Origin of the sequence: Mycolicibacterium litorale, from assembly GCF_010731695.1 — a bacterium.
In the GTDB taxonomy this organism is placed as follows: Bacteria; Actinomycetota; Actinomycetes; order Mycobacteriales; family Mycobacteriaceae; genus Mycobacterium; species Mycobacterium litorale.
In genome coordinates, this window is sequence record NZ_AP022586.1 from 899,168 (window position 1) to 922,210 (window position 23,043).

Consider the following 23,043-nt stretch of genomic DNA (forward strand, 5'->3'; position numbering starts at 1 on the left):
CCCGGTGGCCGGGCGGATTGCAGATCGCGACATCGCGGCCATTCGTGAGCGCGTGCGTATCGAGGACGTCGTCGGCGACTACGTGCAGTTGCGCCGGGCCGGGGCCGATTCACTCAAGGGGCTGTGCCCGTTCCACGACGAGAAGTCGCCGTCGTTCCACGTCCGCCCCAACCACGGCCACTTCCACTGCTTCGGCTGCGGTGAGGGCGGCGACGTGTACGCGTTCGTCCAGAAGATCGAGCACGTCAGCTTCGTCGAATCGGTGGAGTTGCTCGCCGACCGCATCGGCTACACCGTCACCTACACCGGGGCGTCGAACACCAACGTGCAGCGTGACCGGGGCAGCCGCAGCCGGCTGATCGCCGCCAACGCCGCCGCGAGTGAGTTCTACGCCGAGGCGCTGTCCTCCGACGAGGCGGCGCCGGCCCGCCAGTACCTGATCGACCGCAATTTCGACGCGCAGGCGGCCGCGCGGTTCGGCTGCGGGTTCGCCCCGTCCGGCTGGGACAAGCTCACCAAACACCTGCTGCGCAAGGGATTCGAGTTCAAGGAGCTCGAGGCTGCCGGGCTGTCCCGCGAGGGCAAGCGGGGGCCGATGGACCGTTTCCACCGCAGGTTGCTGTGGCCGATCCGGGCCGCCGGGGGAGAGGTCATCGGGTTCGGCGCGCGGCGTATCTTCGACGACGATCCGATGGAGGCCAAGTACGTCAACACCCCCGAGACAGTGCTGTACAAGAAGTCCTCGGTGCTGTTCGGGCTCGATCTGGCCAAACGCGATATCGCCAAGGGGCATCAGGCCGTCGTGGTCGAGGGCTACACCGACGTGATGGCGATGCACCTGTCCGGGGTGACGACGGCGGTCGCGTCCTGTGGCACCGCATTCGGCGACGAGCACCTGTCGATGCTGCGGCGACTCATGATGGACGACAACTTCTTCCGCGGCGAGCTGATCTACGTCTTCGACGGCGACGCGGCGGGCCGGGCGGCCGCGATCAAGGCGTTCGAGGGTGAACAGAACCTGGCCGGGCAGTCGTTCGTCGCGGTGGCTGCAGAAGAGAAATTGGCCGGGATGGATCCGTGTGACATCCGGCTTCATTTCGGTGACGGGGCGCTGCGCGACCTGGTGGCGCGGCGAACGCCGTTGTTCGAGTTCGCGATCCGCACGGCGCTGGCCGAACACGACCTGGACAGCGCCGAGGGCCGGGTGAACGCGCTGCGCCGCTGCGTGCCGATGGTGGCGCGGATCAAGGAGCCGATGCTGCGCGACGAGTACGCGCGCCGGCTCGCCGGCTGGGTCGGCTGGGCCGACGACGCCCAGGTGCTGACGCGGGTCCGCGAGGAGGCCCAGAAGCGTGGTCTGCCCGAGCGCGGGGGGCGCCGCCGCACGGCGGGGGAGCAGCCGCAGCCGCGACGGGCGCGCGCGCCGGAGGGCGTGCGGCCGGACCCGGCCGATCCGACGCTGTGGCCGCAGCGTGAGGCGCTCAAGTCGGCGCTGCAGTATCCGGCGTTGTCGGGTCCGGTCTTCGACGCGCTGACCGTCGAGAGCTTCACCCATCCCGGGTACCAGGCCGTGCGCGCGGCGATCGAGGCGGCGGGCGGCGCGTCGGCCGGCGTCTCGGGTTCCCAGTGGATCGAGGTGGTGCGCGAGCACACCGGCAGCCCGCAGGCGGCCAACCTGGTCAACGAGCTCAGCGTCGAGGCGATCCGCGTCGAGGACGACGAGAAGCTGCCCCGGTATGTGGGCGGGGTGCTGGCCCGGCTGCAGGAGGTGTGGGTGGGCCGCCAGATCGCCGAGGTGAAGTCGAAGCTGCAGCGGATGTCGCCGGTGGACCAGGGCGACGAGTACCACGCGCTGTTCGGCGACCTGGTGGCGATGGAGGCATACCGCCGCAGCCTGCTCGAACAGGCCAGCGGCGACGACATGACTGCGTGAGGGCGTGTAACGCGATATGGTGAGCGCGCTATACACCCGTTGGGGGAACGGCGAGGGAAGGCAGCTTCTGTGGCAACCATGATTCGGATCCGGCGCTCCGTCGCGATCGGCGCATTCGCCGCGGCCGCGGTGGCCGCGCCGGTGGCCGCCGCGCTGACCTCCGCCCCTGAGCAGGCAACGCAGGCCGGTCCCGCGTGCCTGGCATGGTTCGGCAACAAGGACGACGGCAAGTGCCTGTCCTACTCGAACGGCAACGGCGTTGCCGTCGGGACACCCGAGGTCGCTTTCGGCGGAAACGGGATCGGGATCAGCACGGGTCCACTGCTGCCCGGCACGACCATCGACCGGGGCATCGGCAACTAGCCGTCCCCGCGCCTCACTTCTCGGTCTGCGCCTCGGGGTGCAGCACCGTGGTCTTCTCGTCGATCGGCGTCAGCGTGGTCAGCTGCGGATCCGGCGACACTCGCTCGGCGATCTTGCGTCGGGACGTATCGATGACCGCTCTGGCGGCCGGGCTGCTGGTCACCGCGCGATACGTGCCCGCGATCTGCTCGTAGCGGCGCCGGCCTGCCTTGGTGCCCAACACATATCCGACGGCCATCACGGCCACATACCCGATCACGAAGGCCCTTCCACTCGACGGTGCGTGCCTCCCATCCTGCCTCATGTCGGGCGGTTCACGCCGGGCCGGGGAGCGCGTTGGCGGCGGCGCCGGTCCATAGGCTAGAGTCATCCCTCGGTCCGCGCGGAAAGCTCACGCGGACAACCGCAGTCCCCTGTAGCTCAATTGGCAGAGCATTCGGCTGTTAACCGAAGGGTTGCTGGTTCGAGTCCAGCCGGGGGAGCCCATCACACGCCGGGAAGCCGGCGTGTGCTCACCGCCCGTTTCAGGCGGTGGTGTCCCGGGCGCCCATCCGCAGATGTTCGATGTGATAGATCGCCTCGTCCAGTAACTGCGCGACGTGGGTGTCGTAGAGCCGGTAGACGATGTTGCGGCCGGACCGATCGCCGGTGACCAGCCCGAGCGCGCGCAGCAGCCGCAGCTGATGCGAGACCGCGGGCTGTTCCATCCCGACCGCGGCGGACAGGTCGGTGACCGTGCACGGTGACTGACGCAGCCGCGTCAGGATCAGCAGTCGATTGGGCGAGGCGAGCGCCTGCAGCGTCTCGGCGACCTTCAGGGCCGACGCCGCGTCGAGCGTCGCGGGTGGCGTTGCCCGGCCCTCGACGCCATGTCCCATAAGCAGTCATTCAAGCACAGCCGCCGACGAGGATATGACACATGTAGAGTTCTACATGTATATATCTGTACATCCCGTTCCCGTCGGCAGAAGAGGCAGCGATGACCCTGACCACGTTCGCACCGCCCGGCGACGTCGCTGTGACACGAGCTCGGCGACCGCTCAGCGGGCTGTGGTCGGTGGCGTCGGTGCGCTGGGCGGCGCTGGCGCTGGCGTTGTTCTCGGGCGGGCTGGCCGCACAGCTGGCCGGCGCGCCGCCGCCGGTGTGGTGGACCCTCTACCTGGCCTGCTACGCCGCGGGCGGCTGGGCGCCGGCGTGGGAGGGGCTGCAGGCGCTGCGCGCCAGGAACCTCGACGTGGACCTGCTCATGGTGGTGGCCGCGATCGGCGCCGCCTCGATCGGGCAGATCTTCGACGGGGCGCTGCTGATCATCATCTTCGCCACCTCGGGCGCGCTCGAGGACGTGGCGACCAGGCGCACGCAGGACTCGGTCAACGGGCTGCTCGACCTGGCGCCGGAGCGGGCGGTGATCGTCGACACCGACGGTGCCGAGCGCACCGTGCTCGCCCGGGACGTGCGCGCGGGGGACGTGGTGGTGGTGCGGCCCGGCGAGCGGGTCTCGGCCGACGGCGTCGTGGTGGGCGGCGCATCCGACGTGGACCAGTCGTCGATCACCGGCGAACCGCTGCCGGTCGCCAAGAACGTCGACGACGAGGTCTTCGCGGGCACCCTCAACGGGTCCGGTGCACTGCGCATCTCGGTGACCCGCGACGCCTCGGAGACGGTGGTGGCCCGCATCGTCGCCCTGGTCGCCGAGGCGTCGGCGACCAAGGCTCAGACGCAGTTGTTCATCGAGAAGGTCGAGCAGCGGTACTCGGTGGTGGTCGTGGCGGCGACCCTGGCGCTGTTCGCGATCCCGCTCCTCGCGGGGGCGGACCTGCAGTCGACGCTGCTGCGCGCGATGACGTTCATGATCGTTGCGTCGCCGTGTGCGGTGGTGCTCGCGACCATGCCGCCCCTGCTGTGCGCCATCGCCAACGCCGGGCGCCACGGCGTCCTCGTGAAGTCGGCGGTGGCGATGGAACGCCTGGCGGACACCACCACCGTCGCGCTGGACAAGACGGGCACCCTGACGACCGGCAGCCCGCAACTCACCGGCATCGTCGCCCTGCGGCCCGACCGGATGGGGGCCGACGCTGTCCTCGCGCTCGCCGCCGGCGCGGAGACCGGCAGCGAGCACCCACTCGGGCGCGCCGTCGTCGCCGCCGCCCGCGAACGCGGGCTGACCATCGGGGCCGCCGAGGACTTCCACGCGCTGCCGGGCAGGGGGGTCCGTGCCCGCGTCGGCGACCGGCGCGTCGAGGTCGCGAGCCCAAAGGGGTTGTCCGGACAGCGGATTGCGGCCGTGACCGCGGCCGAGGCGCGCGGCGGCACCGCGGTCCTCGTCGTGGTCGACGGCGAACCCGCCGGCGTCATGGAACTGCACGACCGCACACGACCGGACGCCGCGGCGGCCGTGCAGGCGATGGCGGCGATGACCAACGCCGGCCCCGTCCTGCTCACCGGTGACAACCGAGCGGCCGCGACCCACCTCGGCGGGACCGTCGGCATCGACGACGTCCGTGCCGAACTGCTGCCCGAGGACAAGGTCGGTGCGGTGGCCGCGCTTCAACGCGACGGGCAGCGCGTCCTGGTCGTCGGCGACGGGGTGAACGACGCACCGGCGATGGCGGCGGCGGACGTCGCCGTCGCGATGGGCCGATCCGGTGCCGACCTCACCCTCGACACCGCCGACGTGGTCACGGTGCGCGACGATCTCGCGGCCATCCCGGCAGTCATCGCCCTGGCCCGGCGGGCCCGCCGGATCGTCAAGGCCAACCTCGTCATCGCCGCCAGCGCCATCTGCGTGCTCGTCGTCTGGGACCTCTTCGGACACCTGCCGTTACCGCTCGGCGTGGCCGGACACGAGGGTTCGACGATCCTTGTCGCGCTGAACGGCTTACGGCTGCTGACGAATCGGGCGTGGCGGCGCGCCGCGATGCCTCAGAGGCCCAGCGGCGGCTGACCCGGGCCCTGGCCCCGCTGCGGCTGGCCGGCCTGCTGCTGTTTGGCAGCCTGCGCCAGTGCGCTCATGATCGGGTTGGCGGCCGCGACCATCTGGCGCCGCTCCTCGTCGGACATCTCGTAGAACGCCCACACCCCCCAGGCGGCGGGGCGGACGTAGAGCGTCACTTCCTGGCGGTTCGCGCCGAAGACGGCGGGCACCGGGACGACCCGGTCCAGCGTCGCGGCGCTGGACATCTCCTCGGCCAGCTTCTGCCTGTCGGCCGACTCGGCCAGCTCATACATCAGCGACTGGCCGAGCTTGCTGGGCGGTCCTTGCATCGCCAGGAACCACGCCATCGGTACTCCTTCGATCGGGGATGTGTCGTGCGTCAGCGTAGGAGATCGGCCGAGGGCACGGATGCGTAGGCTCGACACATGCGGCTGGTCCTGGCAGTGCTCGTGTCCGCAGGTCTCCTCACGGCGGGATGCGGGTGGAGTCCGCCCGGTGCGGCGCCCCCGAAGCCCGATACGTGCACACCGGCGGACGGGCCGACCCCCGACACCGTGCAGCGGGCGATCAGCGGGACGCCACCGGCCGCGCCCGGGGCCACCTGGACCGAGGTGGCCAACGGGCACACCTCCGACTGCCGGTTGTACTGGGTGCAGATCGGTCCGACGGCCCCGCAGCCCGACAGCCCACAGCAGGTGCTCTTCTTCTCCGGCAACACCCCACTGGGCCCGGCCACCCCGGAGCCGCGGCCGTACATCTCGGTGCTGACCGGCGGTGAAGACACGGTGCAGGTGCAGTACCAGTGGCGACAGGGCGACGAAGCTCCCTGCTGCCCAACAGGTATCGGCACGGTGCGGTTCCGCGTCGGGCAGGACGGCAAGCTCGAGGCCGTCGACCCGATCCCGAACAGCTAGGCGGGCTCCGGCGACAGCAGCTCCTTCGGGTCCATCATCGCCGCGTACCGCAGCTGCTCGGGAACCCCGAAGCCGTCGACGAGCAACTCCGCGTACGGCCGCAGCGAGCGGCAGCGCTCGTTGATGCCGCGGGTGACGGCCTTGGCGCGTTCGGTGGACAGGAAGCGGTGCTCGATGAACCACGCCTTGTCGCCTTCGATCACCGTCAGCGCGAACAGGTCGCAGACCATGCCGAGGATGCGCTTGGCCTCCTCGTCCGGGCAGGCGTCGATGCCGGCGACGAACGCCTCGAGGACGATTCGGTCGATGTGGGCCTGCGCGGTGTGCAGCACGTGGTCCTGCACGGAGTTGAACGCGTCGAACGCCGACATCTCCTTGGACTTGCTCTGCAAGCGGCGGGCCACCGAGGACAGCAGGTACTCCTCGCGGTCCTCGAACATCTGGACCTGGGTGCCGCGGTTGAACAGGCTGCCCTCTTCCTCGTTGTCCTGGCGGGTGTCGAGGATGGTCTGCATGATGGTCTCTGCCGCAGTGCGTTTCATCACGCGGGTGCCGACGGTGTTGGCGGCGAAGCGCACCCACTCGACCGGGCTCATACCCTTGACGTCGTCGGCGTAGGCGGTCAGCAGCTCCTTGGCCACCAGCTGCGTCAGCACGTGGTTGTCACCCTCGAACGTGGTGAACACGTCGATGTCGCCACGCAGACCGATCAGCCGATTCTCGGCGAGATAGCCTGCGCCGCCGCAGGCTTCGCGCGCCTCCTGGATCGAGCGGCTGGCGTGCCAGGTGTTGGCCGCCTTGAGGCCCGCCGCACGCGCCTCGAGTTCGCGCTGCTCTTCGGCGTCCGGATCGTCGGCGGTCTGCAGCTCGTGACACTTCGCGACCAGCTCGTTCTGCGCGAACTGCAGCGCATACGAACGGGCGATCAGGGGCAGCAACCGGCGCTGGTGGACCAGGTAGTCCATGATCAGCACCTCATCGCCGTCGGGCGCCGCGAACTGCTTGCGCTGCAACGCATATCGGGTGGCGATGTCCAGGGCGACGCGGGCCGCCGCGGCGCCGCTGCCGCCGACGGTGACGCGGCCGCGGATCAGGGTGCCCAGCATCGTGAAGAAGCGCCGGTTGGGGTTGTCGATCGGCGAGGTGTAGGTGCCGTCCTCGCTGACGTCGCCGTAGCGGTTGAGCAGGTTCTCCCGCGGCACCCGGACGTTGTCGAACACGATGCGGCCGTTGTCGACACCGGGCAGGCCGCCCTTGTAGTCGCAGTCGCTCGTGGTGACCCCGGGCAGGTCGTTGCCGTCCTCGTCGCGGATCGGGACCAGCACGCAGTGCACACCGTGGTGCACGGGCTCGCCGTCCACGTGGGTGATCAGCTGCGCGAAGACCGCGGCCATCCGCGCGGTCTGCGCCGCACCGCCGATGTAGTCCTTGCGGGCGGTCGGGGTGGGGGAGTTGACGACGAACTCCTGGGTGGCCGGATCGTAGGTGGCCGTGGTCTCCAGGGACTGCACGTCGCTGCCGTGACCGGTCTCGGTCATGGCGAAACAGCCGAGCAGATCGCAGTCGATGATCCGCCGGACGTACTGTTCGTGGTGGCGCTCGGTGCCCAGGTTCTCGACCGCGCCGCCGAACAGGCCCCACTGCACGCCGGCCTTGACCATCAGCGAGAGATCGCTCATCGCCAGCATCTCGATCTGGGTGATCGCGGCGCCCACGTCACCGTTGCCGCCGTGCTCCTTGGCGAAGCCGTCCTCTGCGGCGCCCATCGCCGCCATGATCCGCAACTGTTCGTTGACCTTCGTGCGGGCGATGACGGTGTTGGGGGTGTAATGCGGTTTGAAGACCTCGTCGGACAGCCTGTCCCGCATGGCGTTCTTCACGTCGCGCCAACGGCCGTCGAGGGCGTTGCGCAGATGCTCCGCAGTGGTGGTCATACCTGACGGTAACCCGCTATCCATTCCACGAAACTGTGATGTGACAAACCCAGGTCAACCTATGTTGTCCGGGCCGCGCGCCGGGGCGTTGAATCGAGTCATGACCCAGGAGGACCGGCCCGCAGGCGTCCGGACGTGGCGGCCGCACGAATTCGACCATCGGCACGGTGACGTCAGCGGCGGCTGGCTGCGTGCCGCCACCTTCGGTGCGATGGACGGCCTGGTGTCCAACACCGCGCTGATCGCCGGCATCGGGGCGGCCGCCGATGCGCACGCGGTGATCGTCGGCGGATTCGCCGGGCTGGTCGCAGGCGCGTTCTCCATGGCGCTGGGCGAGTACACCTCGGTGCGCACCGCCAACGAGCAGATCGAGTCGGAGGTCTCGGTGGAGCGGCGCGCCTTCCGGATGCATCCGCAGGCCGAGCGCGCCGAGCTGGTCGACATGCTGATGAACATGGGTTTGGCGCGCCCCACCGCCGAACAGGCCACCGAGGAGATCCACCGCGACGAGAAGCGCGCCGTGAACTTCCACCTCGTCCAGGAGATCGGTGTCGACCCCGACGAGAAGCCATCGCCCTACATCGCGGCGATCTCGTCGTTCCTGATGTTCGCGATCGGCGCGCTCATCCCGCTCCTGCCGTACGTCCTGGGCTTCGAATCCCTGTGGGCGGGGCTGCTGTGCGGTGGCCTCGGGCTGATGGTCGCCGGTGGGGTCGCCTCACGGTTCACCCGTAAACCGCTGTGGTCGGCGTCGGCCCGCCAGTTGGTGCTCGGCGCGCTGGCGATCGCCGCGACCTACGGAGTGGGTTTGCTGATCGGCACCACTGTCACCTGAACCTAGGTCTCGCTGCCGACCGTCACCGCGCGCGCCTCGTCGGTGCGCTCGGACAGTTCGTCTTCCTCGACGTCGATGCCGCGCAGGTGTTTCCGGCTGAGCGCGAGGACACCGGCGGCGGCAAGCACCGCGGCGGCGCCGACCCAGTACGGCAGGTGCACGTTGATCTGTTCGCCCAGCACGCCGGCCAGCCACGGCGCGACCGCCGCGCCGCCGAACCGCAGGAAGCTGTACGCCGCCGAGGCCACCGCCCGCTCGACCGGGGCAGCCTTCATCACCGTCTCGGTGATCAGCGTGTTGTTGACCCCGATGAACAGGCCGGCGACCACCACGCACGTCGCGAGGACGGCCTTGCTGTCGGTGCCGATGGCCATGACGACCAGCGTCGCGGTCATCGCCAGCAGGTTGACGATCAGCGTGGGCACGGTGCCGAACCGGTGCTGCAGCCGCGGTGCGGCGACCACGGAGGTGAACGCCAGTGCCACACCCCAGCCGAAGAAGATGAACCCGATCTGCTGTGCTGACATGTCGAGCGGGAAGGGCGTGAACGCCAACAGCGTGAAGAAACCGAAGTTGTACAGCAGCGCGGTCACCGAGACGCCGAGTAGACCGCGGTGGCGCAGCGCGCGGAACGGGTCGGCCAGCGTGGTGGGGCGCGCCGCCCGCGGTGTGGCGGGCAGCAGGATCGCGGTGACAACCACCCCGACGATCATCAGGGCGGAGACGCCGAAAAACGGTCCGCGCCAGGAGATCTCACCGAGCAGGCCGCCGACGAGAGGGCCGACCGCGATACCGAGGCCGAGCGCTGCCTCGTAGAGGATGATCGCCTGGGCCACCGATCCGCGCGCGGAGCTGACGATCGTCGCCAGCGCGGTCGCGATGAACAGCGCGTTGCCCAGCCCCCACAGCGCGCGCCAGCCGACGATCTCCATGACCGTGCCGCTCATCCCGGCCAGGCCGGCGCCGGCGATGATCACCACCAGGCCGAGCAGCAGTGTGCGTTTGGGGCCGATGCGGCTGGACACCACGCCGGTGATCAGCATGGCCACGCCCATCACGGCCATGTAGCTGGTGAACAGCAGTGACACCTGGGACGGTGAGGCGTGCAGGTTGTCGGCGATCGGCTTGAGGATCGGATCGACCAGGCCGATGCCCATGAACGCCACGACGGAGGCGAAGGCAACGGCCCAGACGGCTTTGGGTTGACGCCACATCGGTGGGCGACTCCTGTCTGTCAGCTGTCGGATTGGGCGAGCAACCGCTTGATGACGTCGACGGCGGCGGCGAGCGTCTGGCGGTCTTCGGCAGAGAGTTGCTCCAGGCGCGGGTTGATCGCGGCGGCGCGGTCGATGCGCGCCTGGGTCAGCACTTTTCTGCCTTCCTCGGTGATGCGGATCAGCACCGCCCGAGCGTCGATCGGGTCGGTGGTCCGCGTGACCAGACCCGCGTCTTCGAGCCGGCGCACCTGCGTGGTCATGGTCGGTTGCGAACAGTGGTCGAGGGCGGCAAGGTCGGAGATGCGCGCCTCACCGCGGTCCTCGACGGTCGACAGCAACCGCGCCTGGGCCCAGGGCAGCGGCAACCGCGTGCGCTGGGTGGCCAACCGGTTGAGCCGGGCGACGACGGCGAGCAGATCGGCCCCGAGATCGGCCTCGCGGTGGTCGCCGCTCGCCGCTGCGGTTTCCTGGGTGGCAGGTGGGGTCATGGCGTCCATAATACATAGTTATCCTATGTAGTCGAGCGGTCGGCGCCGCGGGGGACGTAGGTCCGGCGCGGCCGACTGGCAGAATCGGGTGATGACCGCAACCCGGACGCCGAGCACCCCTCGACGCGCCGGATCGTTGCAGCCCGGAGAACTCGCGCAGGCCTCGGTGATGGCGGCACTGTGTGCGGCCACGGCCATCATCGCCGTCGTCGTCCCGTTCGCGGCGGCGTTGTCCCTGCTCGGGACGGTGCCGATGGGGCTGCTGGCCTACCGCTACCGGCTGCGGGTGCTGGTGGCCGCCACGGTCGCGGGGGCCACCATCGCGTTCCTCATCGCCGGCATGGGCGGCATGATGTCGGTGATCGATTGCGCCTACATCGGCGGGCTGACCGGCATCGTCAAGCGGCGCGGCCGCGGGACACCCACCGTGTTCGTCGCGGCCCTGGTCGCCGGAACCGCGTTCGGTGCGGCGGCCGTCGCCGCACTGGCCGTGCTGTCGCGGCTGCGCAACCTGATCTTCGATTCGCTGACCGCGAACATCAACGGCGTCGCGGCGATCCTGTCGCGCATCCCCAGCATGGAGGGCACGGCCGACCAGCTCAAACGCGACTTCGCGACCGCACTGGACTACTGGCCGCTGGTCATCGGCGGGTCCGGGATCCTCAGCATCACGATGGTCACGCTGATCGGGTGGTGGGCGCTGTCGCGGGTGCTCGGCCGGCTGGTCAGCATCCCGGACGTGCACAAGCTCGAGGCGTCCGCGGAGAAGGGGCCCGTCGCGCCCGTCCCGACCGAACTGCGCGACGTGCGCTTCCGCTATCCCAACACCGATCAGGACGCGTTGGGTCCGGTGTCGCTGGCCGTCGAACCCGGCGAACACGTCGCGATCACCGGCGCCAACGGTTCGGGGAAGACGACGTTGATGCTGGTGCTGGCCGGCCGCGAACCGACCGCGGGCGTCGTCGAGCGGCCGGGCGCGGTAGGGCTGGGGCGCCTCGGCGGTACCGCGGTGGTCATGCAGCACCCGGAGAGCCAGGTGCTGGGCACCCGCGTCGCCGACGACGTCGTCTGGGGTCTGCCGCCGGGCACCGCCACCGACGTCCCGACCCTGCTGTCCGAAGTCGGACTCGACGGGATGGAGGAGCGCGACACCGGCGGACTGTCGGGCGGCGAACTCCAGCGGCTCGCCGTCGCGGCCGCCCTGGCGCGCCGACCGGCGCTGCTGATCGCCGACGAGGTGACCAGCATGGTCGACCAGCAGAGCCGCGAGGGACTGATCCAGGTCCTGTCCGGGCTGACCCAACACCACGACATGTCGCTGGTGCACATCACGCACTACAACGACGAGGCGAACGTCGCCGACCGCACCATCAACCTGACCGGCAACGGCGGCGCGGCGGACAACGCCGACATGGTCGAGACCACCGACGCCCCGATCGGCACCACACCCGTCGCCGACACCAACGCCGCCCCGGTCCTCGAACTGGTCGGCGTCGGACACGAGTACGGCAGCGGCACCCCGTGGGCCAAGACCGCGCTGTCGGACATCTCCTTCTCGGTGCCCGAAGGTGACGGCCTGCTCATCCACGGGCTCAACGGATCCGGGAAGTCGACGCTGGCCTGGATCATGGCCGGGCTGACCGTGCCCACCACCGGCAGCTGCCTGCTCGACGGCCAGCCCGTCTCCGATCAGGTCGGCGCCGTCGCGATCTCGTTCCAGGCGGCCCGTCTGCAGCTGATGCGAAGCCACGTCGACCGGGAGATCGCCTCGGTGGCCGGGTTCTCCCATCACGACCACGACCGCGTGCTGCAGGCACTGGCGACGGTGGGGCTGGATCCGACGATGGCCTCGCGGCGGATCGACCAGCTCAGCGGCGGCCAGATGCGCCGTGTCGTGCTCGCCGGTCTGCTGGCCCGCTCACCGCGCGCGCTGATCCTCGACGAACCGCTGGCCGGCCTCGACGCCGCCAGTCAGCGCGGTTTGCTGCGGCTGATCACCGATCTGCGGCGCAACGCCGGGTTGACCGTGGTGGTCATCTCCCACGACTTCACCGGGCTCGAAGAGCTCTGCCCACGCACGCTGCACCTCAGTGACGGGGTCCTGGCACCCGCATCGGCCACCGCGGGAGGGCTGTCGTGACCGCCCCCGCCCGCAAGACCCGCCGCCCGGTGGTGCTGCTGCGTCCGGTCCCCGGACGCTCGGTCATCCATGACCTGTGGGCGGGCACCAAGCTGATCGCGGTCGCCGCGATCGGGGTGTTGCTCACCTTCTATCCGGGCTGGGTGCCCATCGCGGCAGTCGGGCTACTGGTGGTGGTGGCCGCGCGGTTGGCGCACATCCCGCGCGGGGCGTTGCCGTCGATCCCGGGGTGGCTGTGGGGTCTGCTGTTCCTGGGCGGCCTGACGGCGACCTTCGGCGGCGGGGATCCCGTCGTGGCCCTGGGTTCGGTCGAGGTCGGCCTCGGCGGACTGTTCAACTTCCTGCGCATCACCACGCTGTCGATCGTGCTGCTCGGTCTCGGCGCGATGGTCTCGTGGACCACCAACGTGGCCGAGATCGCGCCCGCCGTCGCCAAACTGGGCCGCCCGCTGCGGGCGGTGCGGATCCCGATCGACGACTGGGCGGTGGCGATCGCGTTGGCGCTGCGCGCGTTCCCGATGCTCATCGACGAGTTCGCGACGCTCTACGCCGCGCGGCGACTACGGCCCAAACAGCATCTGTCCAGCCGCAAGGCGCGGCGGCGCCGGTGGCTGATCGAGATCGTCGACCTGCTGGCCGCGGCCGTGACGGTCGCGCTGCGCCGGGCCGACGAGATGGGCGATGCGATCACCGCGCGCGGCGGCACCGGCCAGATCTCGGCGGCGCCGTCGGGTCCGAAGGCGCGCGACTGGATCACGCTGGCCGTCATCGTCGTGGTGTGCGGCGCGGCGCTGGCGGTGGAACTGACGGTGCTGCCGACGAGTTCGGCGCCCACCTGATCGACGCGGCCACGCCGGGACGCCACTACGGTGGAGGCCGTGACAGCGCCCCGACGAGTTGACGCCGACTTTCTCGCCCTGCCACGACAGCACCTGGCCGACGCCGCGTTGTCGGCTGCGCTAACGGCCGGGGCCACCTACGCGGATCTGCGGGTCCACGCGATCACCAGTGAACTCGTGCAGTTGCGCGACGGCGAACTGGAAACCGCCGTCATCGACCGGGAGATCGGGCTGGCGGTGCGGGTGATCGTCGACGGCACATGGGGGTTCGCCTCGCACGCCGAACTCGACCCGACGGTCGCCGCCGAGACCGCGCGCCGAGCGGTGCGGGTCGCGACCACGCTGGCCCCGCTCAACGCCGAACGCATCGAACTGGCGCCCGAACCGGTCTACCGCGACGTCACCTGGGTGTCGGACTACCGCGTCGACCCGTTCACGGTGCCCGCCGCGGAGAAGATCGCCGCGCTCGGCGAATACTCGGGCAGGCTGCTGGCCGCCGACGGCGTCGACCACGTGTCGGCCGGTCTGCACACCGCCAAGGAGCAGACGTTCTACGCCGACAGCTTCGGCTCGTCGATCACCCAGCAGCGGGTCCGGGTGCTGCCGACGCTGGAGGCCGTCGCCGTCGACACCGCCGCGGGCACGTTCGAGACCATGCGCACCCTTGCGCCGCCGACCGCGCGCGGGTGGGAGGTCGTCGCCGGCGACGAGGTGTGGGACTGGACCGCCGAACTCGCCCAGCTGCCGTCGCTGCTGGCCGAGAAGACCAAGGCGCCCAGCGTGGTCGCGGGGCCGACCGATCTGGTGATCGACCCCTCCAACCTGTGGCTGACGATCCACGAATCCGTCGGCCACGCCACCGAATACGATCGCGCGATCGGCTACGAGGCCGCCTATGCGGGCACGTCGTTCGCGACCCCCGACAAGCTCGGCACCATGCGATACGGGTCGCCGGTGATGAACGTCACCGCCGACCGCACCGTCGAACACGGCCTGGCGTCAATCGGTTTCGACGACGAGGGAGTGCGCGCGCAGAGCTGGGACCTGGTGCGCGACGGCGTGTTCGTCGGCTATCAACTCGACCGGGTGTTCGCCCCGCGCCTCGGGGTGGCCCGCTCCAACGGGTGTTCGTACGCCGATTCGCCGCACCACGTACCGATCCAGCGGATGGCCAACGTGTCCCTGCAGCCGGCGGCCGAGGACGTCAGCACCGAGGACCTCATCGCCCGCGTCGAGGACGGCCTCTACATCGTCGGTGACAAGAGTTGGTCGATCGACATGCAGCGCTACAACTTCCAGTTCACCGGTCAGCGGTTCTTCCGGATCCGCGACGGCCGCCTCGACGGTCAGGTGCGCGACGTGGCGTATCAGGCGACGACGACGGAGTTCTGGGGTGCGCTCGAAGCCGTCGGTGGCCCGTCGACGTGGCGGCTCGGCGGCGCGTTCAACTGCGGGAAGGCTCAACCCGGGCAGGTCGCCGCGGTCAGCCACGGTTGCCCCTCGGCACTGTTCCGGGGCATCAACGTGCTCAACACCCGTGAGGAGGCAGGCCGGTGATCGGGCCGCAGGAGGTCGTGGACACGGTGCTCACCGAGGCGGCACGCCGGGGCCGGGCCGACGAGACGATCGTGCTCGTCACCGACCGCGCCGACGCGTCGCTGCGGTGGGCGGGCAATTCGATGACCACCAACGCAGAGTCGGTCAGCCGCAGCACCACGGTGATCTCGATCGTGCGCAGGGGCGACAGCGCGCACGTCGGGTCGGTGCGCTCCAGTGAGGTGGAACCGGCCGCGATCGCCGCGTTGGTCGCCGCGTCGCAGGACGCCGCGGTGGCCGCGCCCGAGGCCCGCGACAGCGCGCCGCCGCTGCCGGCGACCCAGACGCCGCAGGATTGGGAACTGCCGGTGCCGGTCACCGGTGCGGAGGTGTTCGCCTCCGTCGCAGGAAGTCTCGCGCGCGGGTTCCGCGGTGAGGACGCGCTCTACGGGTTCGCCCGGCACGTGCTGGAGACGACGTTCGTCGCGACGTCGACGGGTCTGCGCCGGCGCTACACCGAGCCGACCGGATCGGTGGAGATCAACGCCAAGCGCAACGGGGCGAGTGCGTGGGCGGGGATCAGCACCCCCGACTTCGCCGACGTGCCAACCGATTCCATGCTCGACGACCTGTCGATGCGGCTGGGGTGGGCGCAACGGACGGTCGAATTGCCCGCGGGGCGTTACGAGACCATCATGCCGCCGTCGACCGTAGCCGACATGATGATCTACCTGACGTGGACGATGGACGGCCGCGGCGCACAGGAGGGCCGCACCGCGTTGTCAGCGCCGGGCGGCACCCGGGTGGGGGAGATGCTGACCGATCTGCCGCTGACCCTGTACAGCGATCCGGCGGCCCCCGGGCTGGCGTGTACGCCCTTCGTGGCGGCGGCGACGTCATCGGAGCGGGTGTCGGTGTTCGACAACGGGATGGACATCGACCGCGTGGACTGGTTGCGCGACGGTGTGGTCAACGCGCTGGCCTACCCGCGGGCTGCGGCCGCGGAGTTCGGGCAACCGGTCGCGGTACCGGCCGGGAACCTGTTGATGACCGGCGGCACCGCGGAGCTGGCCGACATGATCGCCGCCACCGAGCGCGGGCTGCTGTTGACCACGCTGTGGTACATCCGGGAGGTCGACCCCACGGTGCTGCTGCTGACCGGCCTGACCCGCGACGGGGTGTACCTCATCGAAGACGGCGAGGTGACCGCGGCGGTGAACAACTTCAGGTTCAACGAGAGCCCGCTGGACCTGCTGCGGCGCGCCACCGAAGCCGGGGCGAGCGAGGTGACGCTGCCGCGGGAGTGGGGCGACTGGGCCACCCGGGCGGTGATGCCGACGTTGCGGATTCCCGACTTCCACATGTCTTCGGTGAGTCAGGCGCAATAATCCGAGGGTGTCGGTAGATGCGGTGTTCGGCCAGCTGTCCGCGCTGGTGGCGATGTCGTCGGGGGATCAGCGCCTCGACGCGGTGATCCGGTTGACGTGCGGGCGGGCGGTGCAGCTGCCGCCGCTGCCCGTCGAGGCCGACTTGTTCGACGGGAAGTCGGACGTCGAGTCGGTGGTGGCGGCGTTCGCCGAGCAGTTCGCCACCGACGTCACGGGCATCGGGGAGAATCAGCGCAAGCGGTTCATGACCGCGTTGGGAGACAAGGCTTTTCGGGTGGCCGCCGCGGTCTTCGTCGCGGACTTCGTGCCCCGGGTGGGGGCCGGTCTCGACGCGCTCGGGCTGGGTCACCCCGGCCGTGACGTGCCGACCGCGTGGGACCACGAGACCGACCCTGCGCAGGTGCTGCTGGGTGAGTTCGTCCCCGCCGTCGCCCGGCTGCACGCACTGGACCCGCTGACGACGGAGGTGGTGCGGTTGCGGGGCGCGATCGCCCACAACTGCCGGCTGTGCAAGTCCCTGCGGGAGGAGCACGCCCTCGACGCGGGCGGATCGGAACCGCTGTACGCCGAGATCCAGGACTTCGAGCACTCGGAGCAGCTGAGCGCCGGACACAAGGCCGCGCTGCGCTACGTCGACGCGCTGATCTGGACCCCGTCGGCGATCTCGACGGAGGTGGCGCGCGGGGTGCGCAAGTGCTTCTCCGAGGATCAGTCCATCGAGTTGACGCTGGACGTCATGCGCAACGCCACCAACAAGATCGCCGTCGCGTTCGGTGCCGATACCCCCAGGGTGGCTTCGGGCACGGAGCGGTACCTGGTGAACGACGACGGGCAGACGGTGTTCGCCGAAACGGTGTGACGAGCGTGGCGCACCGGCAGTTCGAGGCGTACGGACCGTCGTATTGGGGCGCCATCGCACTGTTCGTGGTGGGTGCGGTGTTCTCGGTGTGGTTGGGGCGCAGGCAGAACGAGGCCCAGTCGCGTCGATTCGGGCGGATCGTCGGTGCGTTGACGGCGGTGATCTACGCGTCGGTGCTGATCTACTCGCTGGTGCCGCCGACAGTCGAGCGCTCGGTGCCGTTGCGGTTGACCGACATGGCGACGGTGGCGGCGGCGTGCGCGCTGTGGTCGCAGCGGCATTGGGCGTTCGCGCTGACCTACTACTGGGGTCTGGTACTCAGTGCGCAGGCGTTGATCTCGCCGGTGCTGGTCGGACCCGATTTCCCGCACTACTCGTTTCTCGCCTTCTGGGCGATTCATCTGCTGGTGGTGTGGGCGGCGATCTATCTGACGTGGGGGCGGGGGATGCGGCCGGGCTGGCACAGCCTGCGCCTCGTGGTGGTCGTGACCGCGGTGTGGGCGGTGGTGACCTTCGTGTTCAATCGGATCGCGGACACCAATTACGGGTTCCTCAACGGCAAGCCGGCGACCGCAAGCCTGCTGGACGTACTGGGTCCGTGGCCGGTCTACATCTTCACGGCGACGGCGTTGATCGTCGCCGTGTGGGTGCTGATGACGCTGCCGTGGGTGTCGTGGGACGATGGTCCCCGCGTTCGACGCGCCAGGGGCGGTAGCTCAGTCGGTTAGAGCCGTGGACTCATAATCCATTGGTCGCGGGTTCGAGCCCCGCCCGCCCCACTTCAGAGGTGTATTGCGTCGGGTGATGCTGGACTTTTCTATGTCGGGTGATGCCTGACAGTGTTTCGGCTGATGCTTGACAGTTGCTTCGGTTGATCCTTGACACTCCCTGAATGAGGGAGTTGAGCGTGGCCCAGCGCAGAAAGTTTGGGGTTCTAAGAGCGACTTCTGTGCTCTAGCTAACGTTCTCGCTACTTGGCGCCTAGTTGAAATTGATCGGCGTAAAGCCGCTCGCGTCGGTGTACGTGGGCGGCAGCCAGCCGGGTTCGCCCGGCACCACCGTCGCCGGTGTAACTGGGTACTTCACCTTCTCGAAAACCTTCTCGTTCTGCCAGTAGCCGCCGCTAGTGGTGCACGTGTAGGTGCCGCAGCTCGTACTGACCGGCACCTGATGCGCTGGTATCCAGACCATGCGGAATCGCACCCAGCTTCCATCTGGCTGAATTGGTCCGTCGCAGATACTGCGCGTTTGGGTTCCGAGAAACCCCCAAGGGATGCTTTCGCAGCCGAGTTGCACATCGGCATTTGCCTGTGGAGCCCAGGAGATCCCCACATAAGCTGAGATGGTGATACCCAGAGCTAATTTCCGCTTCATCGTTCTGCCCCCTTAACTGGGAATGTAGCGGAATTCGTACGCAATTGGCAACGGTGATAATTACGGATGGAGTGCGGATGGTGCCAGTGTTCCCTATGTTGCTGATGTTGTTAGCCCGAGTTCGGAGGGGTGACTTTCGGCACCGGCCGAAGCAGAGCCTGTGACCGGAGCGGCCGACCTTGCCGGAGGCGTACCAATAACGTGGGCGTTCGTCCTCATGATCGTCGACGGCCCGGTTGAGGCAACCTGGGTTGCCTCGAACTTCGTTCACGCTCGGCTTGGACGGATCGCGTGGCCCGGATTTGTCGGTGCCTCCTGCAAGGATGGTGTCATGTCCTCGAGCGCACCATCTTTCGTCCCCAGCGCGCCCCGCGCTGCGCGGCTCGAGGTGTTGTTCGAGAAGTTGGAGGAGTTGGCCGGCCAACGCAACGCCATTGACGGACAGATCGTGGAGATCGCTGCCGAGATCGACCGCGACGGCTTGTGTGGGATGACCGGCGCCCGCTCGGTGGCGGCGTTGATCGCCTGGAAGACCGGGTCCTCGTCGAAGAACGGCCACACGATCGCCGCGGTGGCCCAACGGCTCGCGGAATTCCCGCGCTGCGCCGCGGCTCTTCGCGAGGGCCGGCTGTCACTCGATCAGGTCGGGGTCATCGCCGAACACGCCGGCGCGGGCTCCGATGCGCACTACGCGGAGCTGGCCGCCAACGCTTCAGTCAGCCAGCTGCGCACCGCGATCAAACTCGAACCCAAACCCAAACCCAAACCAACACCCAACCCCGACGCGGACGACGAACCCGCACCCGACCCCGACGACGAACCCGAGCCCGAGCCGGAGCAGCGCGGGTCGATCACCGCGACCACCGACGACGAATTCACCTGCTGGACCATCAAACTGCCGCATATTGAAGCCGCGGCATTCGAGGCCGCGCTGCAGTCCCACCACGACGGGCTGATCGCGCAGTGGAAACGCGACCACGGTGACAGCCCGGCCGCGGACCGGCCCCCGATGCCCACCCGCATCGATGCCTTCAACGCCCTGGTCGAGGCCGGCTGGGATGCCGAAGCCACCCGCCGCCCCCACAGCCACCGCACCACCGTCGTCGTGCATGTCGATGTCAAAGACCGCATCGCCGCCCTGCATGTGGGGCCGCTGCTCTCGGACGCCGACCGCCGCTACCTGGGCTGTGACGCCACCGCCGAAGTGTGGTTCGAACGCGACGGAGCCGTCATCGGCGCCGGACGCACCACCCGGCTGATCAACTGCCGGCTGCGGCGCGCGCTCGAACACCGCCACCGCACCTGCGCGATGCCCGGCTGTGAGGCCACCCGCGGGCTGCACGCCCACCACATCGTGCACTGGGAAGACGGCGGACCCACCGATCTGGACAACCTCGTGCTGCTGTGCCCCTACCATCACCGGCTGCACCACCGCGGCATCATCACCATCACCGGACCCGCAACCAGCCTCACCGTCACCGACAGCACCGGCCGACAACTCCGATCCGGATCGCTGGCCCGCCCACCCAACCAACCCCCGCCCACAAGCGCGCCCTACCGCGGACCCAGCGGAGAACGCGCCGACTGGTGGTGGTACACACCCTTCCAACCCCCACCACAAGCGACCAACTGAACGGGCTGTCGCAGAAGACCTTTCGGGCGCTACCCGCCGGAACTGCATCGTGCGAACGTCACGTCCGGCAACGTGTCTGGCCGAATTGCGCGTGCTGATAGCCGGCGTCGTCAGCTCTCGCAGCCGGTTCCGTTGCCGTCGCGATCGAGGTCGTAGATGTCGTCGCCCACGACGGTCACGGGACCCGAGACGTAGGACGGACCGTTACCGCTGCCGCCTGCGCAGTCGACGTCGCTGTCCACTGGAACGCACGGGCCCGAGTAGTTGGGGTCGCACTGACTCTGCTGCAGCGGGAAGGGGTCGGCACTAGCTGCCGGAGCGAAGGTGAGCGCCGCGGCGAAGCCAATTGTCAGCGCTGTCAATTTTGCCACGGTCGCAGATGCTAGCGCATCGCGTGCGACGCGCCGCCCCCGCGCCGCCCCCCGCGGCAGTCAGCCCATCGCGATCAGTTCGAGCTGGATGTTGTCGGGGTCCCGGAACACCACGGTCGAATAGGGGAGCGGCTGCGTCTCGTCGACGACGCCCGTATGAGCCACGCCGAGCTCGTCGAGCCATTCCGTCCACGCCACCAGCGCCTCGCGTCCCGCCACCCCGAACGACACGTGATCCAACCCCGTGCGTGCCTCGTCGAACGGCTCGCCGCGGTTACCGGTGTTGGTGTGCAGCCCGAAGATCAGACCCGACTGCGGCTCGGGCAGCAACACGGCGTAGCCGGTCTCCTCCCGCCCGTAGTGGGGGATGGTGATGTCCAGTCGCTCCGTCCGGAACACCCGCTGATACCACGCGATGCTCGCGTCGAGGTCGGTCACCGTCAGCGAAACATGGTGGACGCCGCTGAAACTCGGGGAATCGCTCACCGAAGGTCTCCTCACCCGGTGGCGCGCAATCGGGCATGACACCGGACCGGCTGGCCACCGGTGATGCGCCCACGTCCAGCCTCTTCACAGTAGGCCCCTCCGTCGTGACCGGCTTCGCGATTGCCGTCTTTGCTTCGGCTGCTTTCACACCGGCACCCGCTGCCACAGATCGTTGAAGGCGATGGCGTCGAAGAACGCCGAGGCTCTGACGATCTGATCGCCTTCCAGGGTGAGGAACCAGGCATAGGTGTTGCGGTAGGGAATGCCGTCGCGTGCCACGCCCGCGGCGTCGAAGAGGACGATCACCGTGTCGCGGTCGGCGAAGATGTCGCGGATGGTCGGGACCAGTCGTTGTGACATCCGGGCGTTGAACGGCCGGATGACGTTGGTCAGGAAGTCTTCCTTGTCGACGTAGACGCGGGATGCGACGGAGTTGCCGACGATCTCCCATCTCGCATGATCGGCGAGTGAGTCATAGGGACTTCCCGTGCCGGCGCTCCAGGCGTCGAAGCCGGCCCTGACGGTGGCGAGATTGCGGAATGCGACGTCGTCGAGTGGTTGCGCCATTGCTTTTCCTACCGCATGTGTCATGAGAACGATCCAGGTGAGTGAGATGGCCGTGAGTAGATGAAGAAATCGTGTGCGGGAAAACATTTTCCGGAGTCGCTGTCAGTCGTAGACGATGACGGCTCGGCCCAGGACCTCGCCTTGCGCGATCGACTCGAGCGTCTCGTTCACATCCTCGAATCTCACGCGTGTCACGGAGTGCTTGATCTGGCCAGCCGTGGCCAGCGCCAGCACCTCGGTCAGGTCGTTGTAGTTGCCCCAGAACGATCCGAAGTAGGTGTACTCGCGCGCCACCAGAGGAAACAGCGGGACGTCGATGCGGTTGCCGATCAACCCGACCGAGGCCACCGCGCCCTCGGTCGCCAGAAGCGAAAAGGCCAGTCGGATCGCTTCTTCGGAGCCCGCACACTCGATCACCGCGTCGAGTTCGGGCCGTCCGGTCAGGGCCTCGAGTTCCCCGCGGACCGCGTCGGCGTCCTTGTCGCGCACGTTGATCGCATGGTCGGCACCGTTCTCCAGCGCGATCTTGAGCTTCTCGTCGCTGCGAGCGAAGGCGACCACGTCAGCGCCGCCGCCCAACAGTTTCGCGTACTGGGCGCCGTAACTGCCCAGCCCCCCGATCCCGCTGACGGCGAGCGTTCGCCCGGCGCCCAGCAGACCGGCCGCCCGCAGTTTCTTCAGACCACGGTATGGCGTCAGTCCCGCGTCGGTCAGCGGTGCCAGATTGTCGGGTGTCAGATCGCCGCGTCCCGGCACCTTGATCAGGTACCGGTAGTTGACCGGCATGTACTCCTGGTACCCGCCGTGCCGGCCGAACCCGGCCCAGACACCGTGGGCGCACAATTGCTCGTTGCCTTCGTGGCACTGGCGGCAGGCGCCGTCACCCCAGCTGCCGAAGACGACGACCTGGTCACCCTCGGAGAGCCCGGCCGATTTCGGCACCGCCGAACCCACACCGTCGACCCAACCCGCGACCTCGTGTCCGGGTGTGATCGGGAAATCCATGTCGAGCCCGTTGTCGAAGTAGCCGTCGATCAGCTGGAAGTCGGTGCGGCACATCCCCGCTCCGCCGACCCTGACCAGGACTTCCTCGGGGCCCGGGTTGGGCACGTCGATCTCCTCGAGGCGGAGGGGCTGCTTGTATCCGTACATGCGGGCGGCACGCATCTTCATGGAGTTCTCCTGTCCAGGCCGGTGGTCACCAGGAATCGTCGACGGACCAAGGCGGTGT

23 protein-coding genes and 2 tRNA genes are annotated in these 23,043 nt (G+C 68.9%); 14 read left to right on the forward strand and 11 right to left on the reverse strand.

What is annotated here, in order from left to right:
* Window positions 1–4 precede the first annotated feature (4 nt).
* Window positions 5–1,933: a DNA primase gene (gene dnaG, locus G6N30_RS04195; RefSeq protein WP_134060276.1), complete on the forward strand. Its 1,929-nt coding sequence runs from the start codon at window positions 5–7 to the stop codon at window positions 1,931–1,933.
* 69 nt (window positions 1,934–2,002) lie between these two features.
* Window positions 2,003–2,296, forward strand: a complete 294-nt coding sequence (locus G6N30_RS04200) for a DUF7155 family protein (protein WP_134060278.1) — start codon at window positions 2,003–2,005, stop codon at window positions 2,294–2,296.
* Between the two features lie 13 nt (window positions 2,297–2,309).
* Here the strand turns inward: G6N30_RS04200 and G6N30_RS04205 are convergent, their stop codons facing one another.
* Window positions 2,310–2,555: a hypothetical protein gene (locus tag G6N30_RS04205; protein WP_134060280.1), complete on the reverse strand. Its 246-nt coding sequence runs from the start codon at window positions 2,553–2,555 to the stop codon at window positions 2,310–2,312.
* Window positions 2,556–2,705: 150 nt separating this feature from the next.
* On the opposite strand from G6N30_RS04205, the gene G6N30_RS04210 reads away from it, so the two are divergent.
* Window positions 2,706–2,778 (forward strand) — tRNA-Asn (locus tag G6N30_RS04210).
* A 42-nt stretch (window positions 2,779–2,820) separates the two neighbouring features.
* On the opposite strand, the gene G6N30_RS04215 is transcribed toward G6N30_RS04210, so the two are convergent.
* Window positions 2,821–3,174, reverse strand: coding sequence for an ArsR/SmtB family transcription factor (locus tag G6N30_RS04215; protein ID WP_134060282.1), 354 nt, complete (start codon window positions 3,172–3,174; stop codon window positions 2,821–2,823).
* A gap of 101 nt (window positions 3,175–3,275) precedes the next feature.
* Between G6N30_RS04215 and G6N30_RS04220 the strand changes: the two genes are divergently transcribed.
* Complete coding sequence (locus G6N30_RS04220) at window positions 3,276–5,240, forward strand: heavy metal translocating P-type ATPase (RefSeq protein ID WP_134060284.1); 1,965 nt, start codon at window positions 3,276–3,278, stop codon at window positions 5,238–5,240.
* Here the strand turns inward: G6N30_RS04220 and G6N30_RS04225 are convergent.
* A complete protein-coding gene (locus tag G6N30_RS04225) occupies window positions 5,219–5,578 on the reverse strand; it encodes an LPXTG cell wall anchor domain-containing protein (protein ID WP_134060286.1) in 360 nt (119 codons plus the stop codon). The two genes, G6N30_RS04220 and G6N30_RS04225, sit on opposite strands and share 22 nt — an antisense overlap.
* Window positions 5,579–5,656: 78 nt before the next feature.
* Here G6N30_RS04225 and G6N30_RS04230 point away from each other — a divergent pair, with 78 nt between their 5' ends.
* A complete protein-coding gene (locus tag G6N30_RS04230; protein ID WP_134060288.1) occupies window positions 5,657–6,145 on the forward strand; it encodes an LppP/LprE family lipoprotein in 489 nt (162 codons plus the stop codon).
* On the opposite strand, the gene G6N30_RS04235 is transcribed toward G6N30_RS04230, so the two are convergent.
* The gene (locus tag G6N30_RS04235; RefSeq protein ID WP_134060290.1) at window positions 6,142–8,079 is read right to left on the reverse strand and encodes an acyl-CoA dehydrogenase family protein; all 1,938 of its coding nucleotides are present in this window, start codon (window positions 8,077–8,079) and stop codon (window positions 6,142–6,144) included. The two genes, G6N30_RS04230 and G6N30_RS04235, sit on opposite strands and share 4 nt — an antisense overlap.
* A 100-nt stretch (window positions 8,080–8,179) precedes the next feature.
* Between G6N30_RS04235 and G6N30_RS04240 the strand changes: the two genes are divergently transcribed.
* Complete coding sequence (locus G6N30_RS04240; protein ID WP_134060293.1) at window positions 8,180–8,914, forward strand: VIT1/CCC1 transporter family protein; 735 nt, start codon at window positions 8,180–8,182, stop codon at window positions 8,912–8,914.
* A 2-nt stretch (window positions 8,915–8,916) separates the two neighbouring features.
* Here G6N30_RS04240 and G6N30_RS04245 read toward each other — a convergent pair whose 3' ends face one another.
* Together G6N30_RS04245 and G6N30_RS04250 are read right to left on the reverse strand one after the other, a co-directional pair.
* Window positions 8,917–10,128 carry an MFS transporter gene (locus tag G6N30_RS04245; RefSeq protein WP_134060295.1) on the reverse strand — a complete coding sequence of 404 codons (1,212 nt, stop codon included), beginning with the start codon at window positions 10,126–10,128 and terminating at the stop codon, window positions 8,917–8,919.
* Window positions 10,129–10,148: 20 nt separating this feature from the next.
* Complete coding sequence (locus G6N30_RS04250) at window positions 10,149–10,619, reverse strand: MarR family winged helix-turn-helix transcriptional regulator (RefSeq protein WP_234880330.1); 471 nt, start codon at window positions 10,617–10,619, stop codon at window positions 10,149–10,151.
* 91 nt (window positions 10,620–10,710) lie between these two features.
* On the opposite strand from G6N30_RS04250, the gene G6N30_RS04255 reads away from it, so the two are divergent.
* The 7 genes from G6N30_RS04255 to G6N30_RS04285 all read left to right on the forward strand — a co-directional run bounded on the left by G6N30_RS04255 (window position 10,711) and on the right by G6N30_RS04285 (window position 18,160).
* Window positions 10,711–12,759, forward strand: a complete 2,049-nt coding sequence (locus G6N30_RS04255; RefSeq protein WP_134060299.1) for an ABC transporter ATP-binding protein — start codon at window positions 10,711–10,713, stop codon at window positions 12,757–12,759.
* Window positions 12,756–13,598: a CbiQ family ECF transporter T component gene (locus G6N30_RS04260; RefSeq protein WP_134060301.1), complete on the forward strand. Its 843-nt coding sequence runs from the start codon at window positions 12,756–12,758 to the stop codon at window positions 13,596–13,598. Before G6N30_RS04255 ends, G6N30_RS04260 begins: the two co-directional genes overlap by 4 nt.
* 39 nt (window positions 13,599–13,637) lie before the next feature.
* Window positions 13,638–15,155: a TldD/PmbA family protein gene (locus tag G6N30_RS04265; RefSeq protein ID WP_134060303.1), complete on the forward strand. Its 1,518-nt coding sequence runs from the start codon at window positions 13,638–13,640 to the stop codon at window positions 15,153–15,155.
* Window positions 15,152–16,522: a metallopeptidase TldD-related protein gene (locus tag G6N30_RS04270; RefSeq protein WP_134060305.1), complete on the forward strand. Its 1,371-nt coding sequence runs from the start codon at window positions 15,152–15,154 to the stop codon at window positions 16,520–16,522. Before G6N30_RS04265 ends, G6N30_RS04270 begins: the two co-directional genes overlap by 4 nt.
* 22 nt (window positions 16,523–16,544) lie before the next feature.
* Complete coding sequence (locus tag G6N30_RS04275; RefSeq protein WP_134060351.1) at window positions 16,545–17,381, forward strand: carboxymuconolactone decarboxylase family protein; 837 nt, start codon at window positions 16,545–16,547, stop codon at window positions 17,379–17,381.
* Entirely contained in the window at window positions 17,378–18,109 is a 732-nt protein-coding gene (locus G6N30_RS04280) for a YwaF family protein (RefSeq protein ID WP_134060307.1), read from the forward strand. Before G6N30_RS04275 ends, G6N30_RS04280 begins: the two co-directional genes overlap by 4 nt.
* A tRNA-Ile gene (locus G6N30_RS04285) sits at window positions 18,087–18,160 on the forward strand. Before G6N30_RS04280 ends, G6N30_RS04285 begins: the two co-directional genes overlap by 23 nt.
* Before the next feature lie 202 nt (window positions 18,161–18,362).
* On the opposite strand, the gene G6N30_RS04290 is transcribed toward G6N30_RS04285, so the two are convergent.
* Window positions 18,363–18,755 carry a CDGP domain-containing protein gene (locus G6N30_RS04290; protein WP_166674621.1) on the reverse strand — a complete coding sequence of 131 codons (393 nt, stop codon included), beginning with the start codon at window positions 18,753–18,755 and terminating at the stop codon, window positions 18,363–18,365.
* Between the two features lie 331 nt (window positions 18,756–19,086).
* Here G6N30_RS04290 and G6N30_RS04295 point away from each other — a divergent pair, with 331 nt between their 5' ends.
* On the forward strand, window positions 19,087–20,388 hold the full coding sequence (locus G6N30_RS04295) for an HNH endonuclease signature motif containing protein (protein WP_134060728.1): 1,302 nt from the start codon (window positions 19,087–19,089) through the stop codon (window positions 20,386–20,388).
* Between the two features lie 110 nt (window positions 20,389–20,498).
* On the opposite strand, the gene G6N30_RS04300 is transcribed toward G6N30_RS04295, so the two are convergent.
* The 4 genes from G6N30_RS04300 to G6N30_RS04315 form a co-directional block, all read right to left on the reverse strand.
* On the reverse strand, window positions 20,499–20,759 hold the full coding sequence (locus G6N30_RS04300; protein ID WP_179965548.1) for a hypothetical protein: 261 nt from the start codon (window positions 20,757–20,759) through the stop codon (window positions 20,499–20,501).
* Window positions 20,760–20,819: 60 nt separating this feature from the next.
* On the reverse strand, window positions 20,820–21,245 hold the full coding sequence (locus G6N30_RS04305) for a VOC family protein (protein ID WP_134060727.1): 426 nt from the start codon (window positions 21,243–21,245) through the stop codon (window positions 20,820–20,822).
* A gap of 144 nt (window positions 21,246–21,389) precedes the next feature.
* On the reverse strand, window positions 21,390–21,812 hold the full coding sequence (locus G6N30_RS04310; RefSeq protein ID WP_234880360.1) for a nuclear transport factor 2 family protein: 423 nt from the start codon (window positions 21,810–21,812) through the stop codon (window positions 21,390–21,392).
* A gap of 102 nt (window positions 21,813–21,914) precedes the next feature.
* Window positions 21,915–22,985 (reverse strand): NAD(P)-dependent alcohol dehydrogenase, encoded by a 1,071-nt coding sequence (locus tag G6N30_RS04315; RefSeq protein WP_134060725.1) that lies wholly within the window; start codon window positions 22,983–22,985, stop codon window positions 21,915–21,917.
* Window positions 22,986–23,043 lie beyond the last annotated feature (58 nt).